Origin of the sequence: Streptomyces sp. NBC_01433 (assembly GCF_026340105.1) — a bacterium.
GTDB lineage: Bacteria > Actinomycetota > Actinomycetes > Streptomycetales > Streptomycetaceae > Streptomyces.
The window spans coordinates 220169-232217 of record NZ_JAPEPM010000004.1 but is presented as its reverse complement, the minus strand read 5'-3'; the positions used below and the strand labels follow the sequence as shown (position 1 = coordinate 232217).

Annotated in this window: 9 protein-coding genes; all 9 read right to left on the bottom strand. The window is 69.3% G+C overall.

The annotated features are described in order from the left end of the window. Positions 1–5: 5 nt before the first annotated feature. The 9 genes from OG413_RS40735 to fxlM all read right to left on the bottom strand — a co-directional run bounded on the left by OG413_RS40735 (position 6) and on the right by fxlM (position 12018). Positions 6–611 (bottom strand): hypothetical protein, encoded by a 606-nt coding sequence (locus OG413_RS40735; RefSeq protein ID WP_266814712.1) that lies wholly within the window; start codon positions 609–611, stop codon positions 6–8. A gap of 614 nt (positions 612–1225) precedes the next feature. Further along, positions 1226–3979, bottom strand: coding sequence for a DEAD/DEAH box helicase (locus tag OG413_RS40730; protein ID WP_266814710.1), 2754 nt, complete (start codon positions 3977–3979; stop codon positions 1226–1228). Positions 3980–4209: 230 nt separating this feature from the next. After that, positions 4210–4884 (bottom strand): 2'-5' RNA ligase family protein, encoded by a 675-nt coding sequence (locus OG413_RS40725; RefSeq protein ID WP_266814709.1) that lies wholly within the window; start codon positions 4882–4884, stop codon positions 4210–4212. Then, a complete protein-coding gene (locus tag OG413_RS40720; protein WP_266814708.1) occupies positions 4884–5840 on the bottom strand; it encodes an endonuclease/exonuclease/phosphatase family protein in 957 nt (318 codons plus the stop codon). Before OG413_RS40720 ends, OG413_RS40725 begins: the two co-directional genes overlap by 1 nt. Positions 5841–5939: 99 nt before the next feature. Further along, the gene (locus OG413_RS40715) at positions 5940–7055 is read right to left on the bottom strand and encodes an NUDIX hydrolase (protein WP_266814707.1); all 1116 of its coding nucleotides are present in this window, start codon (positions 7053–7055) and stop codon (positions 5940–5942) included. Positions 7056–7175: 120 nt separating this feature from the next. Continuing rightward, on the bottom strand, positions 7176–7700 hold the full coding sequence (locus tag OG413_RS40710) for a GFA family protein (RefSeq protein ID WP_266814706.1): 525 nt from the start codon (positions 7698–7700) through the stop codon (positions 7176–7178). Positions 7701–7738: 38 nt separating this feature from the next. Next, positions 7739–8833, bottom strand: a complete 1095-nt coding sequence (locus OG413_RS40705; protein WP_266814705.1) for an NUDIX hydrolase — start codon at positions 8831–8833, stop codon at positions 7739–7741. Between the two features lie 57 nt (positions 8834–8890). Further along, positions 8891–9649, bottom strand: a complete 759-nt coding sequence (locus OG413_RS40700) for a PIG-L deacetylase family protein (RefSeq protein ID WP_266814990.1) — start codon at positions 9647–9649, stop codon at positions 8891–8893. Positions 9650–9654: 5 nt separating this feature from the next. Further along, positions 9655–12018, bottom strand: a complete 2364-nt coding sequence (gene fxlM, locus OG413_RS40695; RefSeq protein ID WP_266814703.1) for a methyltransferase, FxLD system — start codon at positions 12016–12018, stop codon at positions 9655–9657. Positions 12019–12049: the final 31 nt, after the last annotated feature.

The window sequence follows — 12049 nt, the reverse complement described above, 5'->3', positions numbered from 1 at the left end:
TGTGGTTACCTGAGGGAATCGACACTGACGGATAGTGCGTGACCGGTGGGCAGCAAGGCGCGGTAGCGGCGGCCCGGCTGGTGCCAGATCGAGTCGGTGTCGGGTACCAGGCCTTCCATCAGGCTCTGGGCGGCGTCATCGTCGGTGACGGTGGCGTGCACCGCGTGCGCCCGACTGTGGTCTCTGACCACCAGCTCGTCCATGTGCTGCTGTAGCTGCGGTGCCCATGCGGTCAGTGACCGCAGCAGGTCTGCCGTCTCAAGGGTGGTCGTCGTGCGCCGCGGTAGCTCGGGCATCCCGGGCAGGTGCGGGGCGGCGTTCGTGACGGCGACGATGAGAGTGTCCGCCCACCGTCCACGGACCGAGGCTCCGTAGCGACCCGTCAGTACCTCCCCGACCTTGGGCACGGACTGGATCCGGGTCGCGATCTGGTCGACCGCTAGGCGTTGGTCAGCCAGTTCCAGTTGATGCGGAGTGGCGACGATGACATACGGGCCGTCGTCCGGGTCGTGGGTAAAAGTGATCTCAAGCGGCGGCAGCGGCCCGACGTCGTCCAAGAGCCGAGCCACATCGCCGAGTTGCCGCATCAGGTTCCGCATGTGGGACAGCATGCCGCAACCATTGCTGATTGCCGCTGAGCGGGGTCGGCCCTCAGGCCTGCGGAGCACGGACTGGGTTCCCGAATCACGCCCCGTGTCTCCCGTGCGAAGGCGGGCGGCCCAGCAGGGAGCAGGTCCTGCCGGAGCGAACAGCAGAGGATCAAGCGGATCGAGCGCGGGCACGTAGTCGACCAGGCGGCATCGGCCCGCGGTCGAGGAGCTCCTCTCACCTACGCAACCCGTCGGCACCAAGCCAGCGGACACATGCCGGTCTGCCTTCGGCCGGATCGTGAAGGAACAGGCCCGATCGAGCGACAGACGTGCTACTGGGTGCCCGCCGACAGGGTAGTTGGCGTCCGGGCTCGAGGCGGAGCCGGCGGTGAACGTGTGCCCGTACCCGGCGTGCCTGTCGGCGCGCTTATGTCCGAGCTCGTCCGGGGGTGGGTGCCGCCGTCTCGACGGCGGCACCCACCCCCGGACGTCAGCGGTTCACAGACGCAGCCCGGAGACGCGGGTGAAGGTGGAGTTGCCGTGCTTCACGCCGACGTCTCCGCATCCGTACGGTCAAGACGGCGGCTGGCTCAGGGATGCCTGGTCGGACGATTCTGCCGCCCACCGGGGATTCATCAGGTAGGCCATCGCATGCCGATCTTTGTGAGGTCCTTGATGCGCCCCATGGAGAGCTTGCCCTTTTTGAAGTCAGCTCGCTGTCGGCTGATCCAGGCGCCGAGGCGCAATTCTTCTGGCGGCTTGGTGACGTATTTGAACGGGATCATCAGATGGCGGTGGGTGCGGTAGTACGCTTTGGCCGCAGCGAAATGATCAAGCCATGCGGCTTCGTTTACATCCCAGATCATTCCGAGCTTGTCCAGCTCTGTTATTCGATCGGCTGCCAATGTTCCGCGAATGCGACGGTCCCGTGTCTTTGATATCCAGGCCCCGAGTTTGAATTCCTCGCCGTCGGCGTCGGTGATCGTCTGCCGTGCTTGAACGTTGAGGTTGCCGAATTTCTTGTGATAGAGGCGTGCAAAGGTGAGGGCATGCTGCCAGGCCCGTTCGTGTGCTCGGATCAGCTTCACGCCCAGGCTTTCCAGTGCCGCACTGCGTTCGGCGCTGAGTGTGCCTGCTTCTATTTCAGCGTGTTGCCGATACAGCCACGCTCCAAGGTCAACCTCGCCCTCGGGAAGCTGCTCGATGTAGCGCGCCGGCATATCGAGATTGCCGTGGCGGGCGTGGTACGCCTGAGCTGCTTCGAAATTACGGCGCCAGGTGTCCTCGTACGGCCTCCAGGCAATTCCCAACGCGTCGAGTTCGGCGATCCTCTCCGGAGTCATCTTCTTGCGCTGTTCGCGCTTTCCTGCCAGCCACAGGCCCAGGGTGAAGCCCTCTGAACCGTCTGTGGATTCTTCGACGTGATCGCGAGGTACCCGGAGATGACCGTGCTGTTGCCGGTATGCGCGGGCCGCGTCGATGCCCTGCTTCCAGTCCTCCGCGAAGACGGCCCAGACCATGCCCAGCTCGTCCAACGCCTCCCGCTGCCGGGAGGACAGCTGCTCTCGCCGGGACCGGAGGCCGTTGATCCACGCGCCGAGGCGAAATGGGTCGGGCCCAGCGGTGACGTAGCTGCGTGGGACGCGCAAGTTGCCTTGCTCGGCACGGTATTTGGCCGCGATTTCGAGGCGCCGCGCGAAGTTCTCGTCGAGGACATCCCAGACCATGCCGATCTCTTCGAGCTGGGCATGCCGGGCAGGCGACAGGTTGCCGTCGTTGTGGAGTTGGCGGGCCCAGCGGATCCACTGGCCCAGGGCGAGCCCGGAGTCGGTGACGAAGTCGGTCCGGACCAGCAGGTCGCCGTGTTCGTCAGCGTAGGAGGCGGCAGCCCCGAGGTGCTCTTCCCATGAAGCGGTGGTGGAACGGACCGCCTGTACTGTGATCGCCTCAGCGAACCGGTGGGGTACCGGCACGCCGTTGATCTGGAGCCACTCCGGCAGTTCCGTGAGGGTCTCCCCGGAGGGTAAATAGCTTCTGCCCAACGCGCGGCGCCGGGCCTCCAGATCCGCTCCGAGGGCTTCGTCATGAGCGGCCAAGGCGCTCACCACCTGCCAGACCGGGGCGTACGCGGAGCCCTGGAGGGCACTGACGGGATCCTGGCCGGGCTCCATCAAGACCGGGACGAGGATGTAGGCAGTCTTGTCCTTCTGGCCGCCCAGGCGCAGGGCCCGGCCGACCGCCTGAACGGTGTCGATCGTGGACTTCCGGGCGTCGATGAAGGCGACACCGTCGACAGCCGGCGCGTCGTAGCCTTCCGAGAGGACCCGCGCGTTGGAGATGACCACCCGGCCCAGGCGGTCGTCCGACAGCTTCGCGAGTTCCTTGCGCCGCTGCACTCGCCGTTGAGAACCGTGGACGAAGCCGGTCGTCAACGTGTCCGCCAGCCCGAGCAACGCGTCCGCCCCGGGCAGCGTCTGGGAGAACCAGCGTGCGTCTGTCACCCGACGGTGATAGGTGAGCATGCGCTGAACCTTGAACTCGCGGGCCGCCCGCAGGACCGCGACCTGACGGGCCAGCATGGGTGCGGACACCGCGGACGGCCCGAGCTGAAGGAAAGTGCTGCTGTCACGCTCGGTGGCCAGCCGGTGCATCTCCTCGTCCGTGACCACCGAGACGATGACGCGGTAGTCGGCCAGGAGCTTACGCTCCCGGGCCTTCGCGAAACTCAGCCGGTGGGCGACGCGGCCGAACACCTTTTCGTCATCCATGCTGACAACCTCGGACAGATCGCCTTCACGCACGCTCACCAGGCGTGGCGTCGCCGTCATATAGAGGCGCTTGGAGGCGGGCACCAGCACATCGTCGTGGATCACTGACCACTGCCGGTCCTTGAGCCCGGCCGATCGGTGAGCTTCGTCGACAATGACCAGCTTCCACGGCTGCACACCCCTGATCCGGTGGGCTGCGACGAGCTTCGGCAGGCTCTGGTACGTGATGGCCACGGTACTGCGCCCCCGCCGCGTGCGCAGCAACTCCGCCAGCCGGTCGGAGTCGGAAGTGACCTCGATATGAAGGGCGGTCAGGTCTTCGGCTGCGTCGCGATCCATGACCTCTCTGTCGCCACACACAGCGATGATGTGGCCCAGCGCTTCACGACCCAGGGCCTCCAGCCAGCCGGTGAGCGTCTGGGCAACCAGGTCGAGCGTGGGCACCACGATCAGCACGGGCCCGGACGGCGACACCAGACCCGCTACTTCGGCTCCGACCCGAGTCTTCCCTGTGCCGCACGCCATGACATTGGTGGCGCGCCCCGCCGAGGAGAGTTCGGCTTTGAGGTCGCGCAATGCCTCGCGCTGGTGTTCCCACAGGGGTAATGCTGTCAACGCCACGTTCGCTCTCTCTGCTTTCGAGGTCGTAGGGGTGGCGGCGCCTTGCCGACGCCGTCCGTCGTGTGATCGAAATTCCGGGCACCTGACCTGCTGTGAGTGACCGTCTGGCCGGACACCGTTCGCGTCCCGGGACCAGAACTGAATGCCGCCGAAGCGGCACGGCGTCGTCGGCGACGCCGCCTGTGTCCGCCGGCCCGCGCCGACGGACACAAGGGCGGATCAGCGTCAACTCACGCGGCCTTGCCCAGATGCAGCTCGTGGACACGGGTGAACGTGTACGCGTTGCGGTCGGGTTCCTGCCGCTCCCACACCAGCCACAGGGTGGAGACGGTGGCTGAGGTGCGGATGCCGGGGCGAATGCTCTTGCCGATCTCCGAGGCGAACTGGTCTGACCGTGCAGCCAGTTCAGGCGTATCACTGTCCTGGGCCCCGTACCCGCACGAAATGTGGCACCAGAAATGCTCCTCGGCCGGCGGGAGGATCATTCCGGCCGACAGCAGGCCTTCGCGGACGCGCCGGTTAAGGTTCGCCAGCCCGTCCTCGGGCCAGATCTCTACGATGCCCGCGGAGCCGGATGCACGGGCCGGGCCGATCTGGATCTGGAAGGGGTCCACGTCATCGAGCTGTCTCTGCACCGTGACGGCGGCAGCTGCGAGCTGCTCGTCGTCCACGCGGACACCGGAGGTGTTGAGCTGCCGGACGGACTGGATTGTCATGTGCAGGTCCTCGTCCGCGATCGGCGTGATCACGTCCGGGAACCGGGCGGCGATCTCGCGCAGCCGGCCGAAGTAGTCGAGGACGTGCGGGTCGTCCTGCGGTAGCCACAGCACGTGCGGCTTGATCCAGTCCTCGTCCGGCCCCTCCACGCTGCCCCACAGCCGATTCGGGCCCATGAAGCGCCGCATCACCGCTCCTCGCTGATCTTGGACGGGTCGATCTCGCAGATCACGGGCAGATGATCCGAGGCCTCCCTCGCGGCCGGGCTCGTGTGCGTGCTGTAGCTGACCAGGGCTGGTACGACGGGCCGGGTGGCGTACACCAGGTCGATACGGCGCGCACCCCACGGGTCGGGATCACCCTGCCCGTCCTCCCAGTGCCCGACGGTCGCCTGCCACGGCACCCCGAGATGGGCGGCGGCGTCGACCATGAACCCGCGCCGCAAGAGGACCTCACTCTGGCGGCGGTCGGCCAGCTGCGTGTTGCCGATCGTCCCCTCCAACAGCTGGTACTCGAGGTCGTCGTGGTCATGGTCGAGGTAGGGCTCGGGGTCGTAGTACTGCTCGCCCTGCGGCCCGTCGACGTTCGCGGCCGACAGGGCGTTGAAGTCCCCCAGCGCCAGGCCGGGCTTGGCGCCGCCGGTGGTGCGGAAGGCGCTCTTGATGCGGAACGCCTCGTCCCGGCGCCAGTTCCCGCGGAACGGATCGCCGTGGTACGAGGCGACCGTGACCGGCTCGGCGGACCCGATGTCGAAGCGCACCGTGGTGAAGCCGTGCCAGAAGTCCGGGGCGCCGTACGGGCGGAAGCCTCCTGCGACCGGCTTGACGGTGCTGGGGTTCCACAGGAGCGCCGTGTACCAGCCGCGCGCCAGGTTGTTGGCCATCGCGGTGGGGCCCGGCGTGCCATCGGCGCGCAGGGTGGTCGCGCTCAGCCCGGTCTCGGCGGCGAGTTGCTGGATGACCGTCGATGCCTCGGTCGCCCACTCTTCGGACGGCCGGGTCTCGTCGACAATCACCTCCTGGAGGGCCAGGATGTCCGGGGCGATCTCGCCGATCGCGGTCACGCGCGCCTTCCACGACGAGGTGTCGATCGTGTCGCGGCCGAGCTTGTAGGCGTTGAGGTTGGCAAGACGTATGGTCCGCACGAAGTCCCCTCCTGCTATGGGCTGTTGATTGCTACTGGTGTGCTGGATCTGGACGAGCCGTCGGCACGGGCGGGGCGCGTGCCGGGGCGAACGGTGCGCTCATACGTGCGTCGCGCGGAGTTCGGTAACCGGGCCCGCTGCCGCGCGGGGGATACCCCACCGTTCATGCGCCCAGCGGGCGGCGAGTTCGGCCTGCTGATAGCCGCTCTCGCCCCAGCCCAGGAGCGCGGCCGCCTGGTCAGGGGTGGCGAGCAACCGGGCGAAGACGCGGCCGGTGGCCGGATCCACCCCGGCCGGCCCGACACCTGTGACGGGGGCCGCCAGGCGGAGGCGTGCGCACGGCCCGATGCCCCCGTAGACCTCCCCCGTCGCGTCATGGACCCAGCCGAGCCGGACGATGTCGTCGCCGATCGTCACCTGAGCCTCTTCGACCGCCTCGCGCCGCAGCGTCTCCTCGGGCGAGGCGTCCGTGGTCTCGACCGTTCCTCCCGGCAGCGCGGGGAGCCGGTTGCCGGGGTCCACGACGAGGATCACGCGGCCGTCCGGTACGAACAGCCACCCCCACGACTGCATCACCGGTAACCCCGCCGGCACCGGTTCCGGGCGCCAGGGCCACGTGCGACCGGCCCGGGGCCGGACATACACGTCGTGGCGGTCCAGCGGGGGGACCTCACCGACGTGCCGGCCGCTCTCCAAGTGCGCGGTCGTGCCGGACAGTCGGGCACGCAGCGCGGCGAGCATGATCTGCCCGTCGACCGGGATCATCCGTTCGCGGGCCTGCGTGGAGTCGACGAACTCGAATCCCAGCAACTCGTCGGCGGGCACGCGCAGCGCCGCCATCTCCTCTTCGGTGAGGGTGCCGCCGTCCAGGATGTACCGGACCTCACCGGGCACGGTCATGCCAGCATCGATGTCCGGATGATCCGGGGGCAGCCAGTGCACGGCCAGCAGCCGGCCCGGCGCCCGCTCCATACCGAGTTCCTCGCGGACCTCCCTCACCCACGCCTTCGCGGGGCTCTCCCCGGGCTCGGCGCCACCGCCGGGCAGAAGCCACTGCTCACGGTAGGTGGGCTTGACCAGCAGAACGCGGCCGAGCGGGTCGGTGAACAGGGCCGCGGCGCTCATCCAGACCGTATGCCGGGAGCGGGCGTACTCGGCCGCCGACATCTGCGGTTGCTCAGGGAGGGCGGGGGCGGTCTCGTGCTCTGTATTCATCAAGGACTCCTTAGTCCGCGCGCGGGCCTGGGGGTTCGGGAGTGTCGGCCGGGCCGGGGCACCGCTGCAGTCGGCGACGCCCTCGTGCCGGGTGCGCGACGCAGGGCAGCCAGGTGACGGTCAACAGATTTCGGTGGTCGGGCGGTTGAGCGGAGCAGGGGCGAGGGTGATGTTCATCCACGGCACGGCTTCCTCGCGGAAGGAGTGCCCAACGGGATCGGTGCCGCTGCGGTCGTCGAGGCTGAAGCCGGTCACCATGACCATGTCCGAGCCGTTCGCGACGGAGACGAGATGGGTCCCGCAGCGCGGACAGAAGCCCCGCTTCAGGGTGGGGTAGGTCGCGAACCAGGTGGGTTCACTGCCCGGACCGGTCCACTTCAGTCCGTCCTTGTGGAAGCCGACCCAGAGCACGGCGGGGCCGCCGGAGATGCGTGTTTCATGCTCGCAGGAACACAGGTGCGGGTCGTCCGGCGTGCCGAGCACCTCGTAGGCGATGTCACCGCACTGGCAGTGTCCCGTGCGGCGCTCCGGTTCCAGCCCTGCCGCCGCGGCACCCGGAGCGGGCGCGGGCCGGACCGGATCAGCCGCAGGCGGCAGAGCGGGGTCATCAGAGGCGGGCGTTGTCGTGCGGAGCGCGGGGTTCATGGGTTCCTCGGGAGGTTGGGGGAGCGGAAGCGGACGGGCTACCAGGTGATGGGGTCGGTGAGTTCGGTGACGGGCTGGCGGGTGGCCCGGGGGAGACCGAGTTGTCGGCGGGCCTGGTGGACCGCGGCGAGTTGGTGTGCGGTCGCCGGTCCCCAGTCGAAGAGTTCGGCGGCTTGTTCGGGAGTGGCCAGGATCCGGGTGTAGGTGTTGCCAGTGGCCGGGTCGGGCTGGGCGGGACCGATTTCGGTGACTGCGGCGGCGTAGCGCAGGTATCCGCGCTGGGCGGAGGGGTCGGTGACGTGTCCCAGGAGCAGCGGGTTGATGATCCGGGCGGCTGCTTCTTCTTCGGTCTCGCGGCGCAGAGTGGCTACAGGATCATCGTGGTCCTGCTCCTCGGGTGTGCCCCCGGGCAGGATGGCGACTGCGGTGTCGGGTTCAAGGAGGACCAGGACGCGTCCGTCCGGCGCGAACAGCCAGCCCCACACCTGCGTGACGGTGAGGTCGTGCGGGGCCGGTCCGGGGTGCCAGGGGTAGCGGTAGACCGGGCGGGCGGTCCGCAGAACGCCGAGGCGGTCCAGGACCCCGGGGGCGATGGGTTGGCCGTTCTCCAGGAGTGCCGTGCCGGCGGAGTTGATCCGGGCCCGCAGCGCGGACAGGGCGCGCCGGGCGTCGGCCGGGGAGAGCAGCTCGGGCAGCCGTGCGGGTTCGACGAACTCGACCGCGGTGATCTCGCTGGGCGGTAGACGGATTTCGCCGATCCGGTCGTCGTCCCAGACCCCGCCGTCGAAGACATGGAGGAGCTCGCCGGGAAACCGCATGGCCACTGGCGCGCTGGTGCTGCCGGCGGCGACCCAGTCGACGGCCAGGCCCTGGTTGGCGGCAGCGGTGATCCCGAGTTCCTCGCCCAGTTCACGGGCGGCGGCGTGAGCGGGGGACTCGCCCTGGTCGACGGCACCGCCGGGCAGGAGGCAGGTGTCGAGATAGTCGACGTGCTGGACCAGGACCTGCCCCAACTGGTTGGTGATCAGCACGGACGCCCCGACCCACAGGGCGGCCGAGGCCCGCAGAGCGCCGTACGCCTCGTCGGTCATGGCGCTGCCGGGCAACTCGCTGGGAATGGATGTGGTCGTCATGACTCTCCGATCAGGAACGGGCCGGTCCGGCCCGGAAGAGGGGGTAGTTGGCCGCCGTCAGGCGGTGAGCCGGTGGGGGCCACCCCGGACGGGCCCGGCCGCGAGCCGGGTGAAGTACTCGGTCGCGATGATGTCTCGCCGGGTCTCCTCGGGCAGGCGGGCGAGGATTCCGGGCAGCGGCCGTTCGCCGGCGACCTCCCCTCGGTGCGCAAGGATGGCCGTCCATTTCTGCTTCAGCCAGGGGGTGACGTCGACGGTGGTGGTGGCGTACGCGTCCGGGACCGCGAGCACGGTCTTGCCGACGGCCTCCAGAAGCGGACCGAGCTCGCCGACACCGGACTCCGGGTGTGTAGCGCAGTACACGGCGCGCGGTTGCCAGGGTTGCCCGGCTTCGGGGTGAAGGTGCGCGAGACCCGCGTCCTGGACGGCGTGCAGAGTGGCCTGGTGAGTGCGGCGGTGGTCTGGGTGGCCGGTCAGCTGGCCCAGCGCGTCATGCGTCACCACGATGTCGGGGCGGAACGAGCGGATCTGGTGGACGAGAGCGCCGATCACTTCGTCCAGCGGTGCATCGACGAGCCGGGAACGGCCGGGGGCGGCGTGCGGGTTGCGGGCGTCGCCGTATCCGAGCATGCGCGGTGGGCCCGCGCCGAGTGCGACCAGCGCGTCCGCGAGTTCGGCGGCCCGCGCGCTGTCGGATGCCCAGGTCATGGTGACGACAGCGGTACGCGCCCGCGCGGCGGCGTGCTGGGCGAGTACGCCGCCGGCGAGGAGGCTCTCGTCGTCGGGGTGAGCAAAAACGCCCAGCACGCTGCACATCTCGCTCACGCGACCTCCACCGCCAGGACAGCATCGGCGCCCTCAGCGGGAGCCGGGAGGTGCCCGGTACGGCCCGGCCACTGGAACACCAGGCGGCAGTGCTCCTTGTCCAGCACATCACCTGCGGGCAGGGCATCATCGGGAGTGCCGGCCGGGTAGACGGTCAGGACCGGGTCGATGTGCTCGTTGTTGTCGTCGGCGCGCACGTGGCGGTCCCACGCTCGCACCGTCGCTACCAGCTGCTCGGCGAGCCAAGGGGCCTGCTCGCCGAAGCCGTGGACGAACCACTCCCATTCCTTGTCCTCGGGGCGCTCGCCGTGCCGCGTCTGGACAGCAGTCAGGTAGGCCAGGGAGGCGTCGCCGACGATCGCGGGCACGTCCCTGCCCTTCGCGATCTCGGTGACGCCCTCGTCCGGGTCGCGGTAGGCGGCCAGCCGGCAGAAGCCGGGCAAGGTGGTGGCCGCGTACAGCTGCAGTGAGCCGAAGTAGACGCCCGATCCCATGGTCAGGCCGGTGGCGACCTCGTGCCGCGGCCCGCGCAGGGCCTCCTCCAGCCCTTGCGTGGGGGCAGCCTCGCCGTGCTCGAAGCGGAGCGCCAGCTCACCGTCGAGGAGGTCGACGACCGGAATGGCGCGGGCCTGCTGCCCCTGATCGCGGACGAAGCCGCAGTATGTGAAGCCGCGCGCGTGCAGCACCTGATCGCGCCGCTCGAAGGTGATGGCCCGGGTGTAGCCGCCGATCTCGAGCGGCAGGACCAGGCGGGCGCCCTGGGCCAGCTGCTCCCGCCAGGCCGGGGCGATGTCCCAGCAGTTGTAGGTGATCATGCTGGCGTCGAAGCCTCCGCGCGGCACGAGTGCTGCGGGTGCACCGAGGGCTGCGTCGGCCTGGACGACGCTGACGCGTCCGCTGCCGGCCTCCGTGGTGAAGCGGCGGGTGCGGTGTGCCACCCACGGGTCGATGTCCACGGTGACCACGCGCCCCGCAGGACCGGTGACGTGAGCGATCAGCTCGGCGTTGTAGCCGCCCGAGCCGGCCTCGTACACGATCGCGCCCGGAGTCAGGCGCAGGCTCTCGATCATGTCGGCTTGCAGCCAGGCCGCGGACACCGAGCTGATCGCCGTTCCCGTCCCATCGCGCCGGGTGATGACGGCCCGGTCACCGCCGTCGTAGGCGTCCGTGAGGGGGAACTCTGGCGCGTAGCGGTGGCGGGGCACGGTCCGCAGCGCCTCCTGGACCCGCTCGGAGGGAGCCCAGCCCCCGTCGATGACCGTCTCGGCCATCTGCTGGCGCAGCCGGGTCGCTTCGGCCGGCTCACCCGCTACGGCCGGCTGGTCGGCGGCCAGGGGGTAGGAGGTCACGGGCGGCAGGTCGGGAAGGACCCCGGGCCACACAGCGTTGAGTGCCTGGGCGCTGGGCGCGAAGATTTTTCCGAGCGAGGCCAACGTGGACAGCGCGTGCCACTCCCACCTCAGGAAGCGGTGCGGCTCGGGCAGAGCGAGTTCGCCGCCCCAGCTGGTGACACGGAGCACGGCGGTGATACGGCGTACGTCCAGCCGGTCGTCGTGGAGCACGGTAATGAAGTGGGCGTCCTCCGCTCGCGCGGTCAGCCCGCACTCCTCCTCCAACTCCCTTACAGCCGCCGACGGTGCGGCCTCACCTGTCTCGATCCGGCCGCCTGGCAGCTCCCACATGCCCCGGGTCGAGCGGCCCAGCAGAACCCGCCCGAAAGCGTCGGTGACCAGCACTGCGGCACCGAACACGGCCTGCGGATCGGGCCGCAACTTCTCTTCCGCGCTGAACGACCCGTCCCCACCGCGCAGAACCAGGACCGCCAGGCCCTCCGCGTCGAATCGCTCGGGATCCTTGAACCCGTCGGTGAGCGCGGCGAGTTCCGCCTCATCGAGCGCGATGTCGCGCCGCTCGTCCGGGGTGTGCTCGGCGACCGGAGTGATGACGACGAGTTTGCCGTGCTCGCGCAGCCGCGCGGCAAGGCGCCGAAGGACATAGGAGCGGTCGAGGAAGAAGGCGACGGACAGCCGGGTGACGATCAGGTCGTACCCGTCTTCGGCGAGGTCGGCCAGGTCGTCGTGCTCGATGTCCAGGCACAGCCAGCGCGCCCCCTCCACGTCGGCGTGCTCGGTGCGTGCCCGCTTCAGGGCGCCGTCGGCGAAGTCCGCCGCGTCAACGGCATAGCCCAGCCCGGAGAGGAACGCCGTCATCTCACCGGCACCACAGGCCACATCCAGGGCCCGGCCGTTCGGGGGCGGCGGAGCGAGCTCGGTGATGAGTTTCCTTTCCTCGTCACCGAGAGGCCGAAACCCCCGGCCTTTCTCGTAATGCGTGCTCCATTCGGCGCGGGTGTATCCCATGCTTGGCTCCTCACATCGAAACGGGGAAACT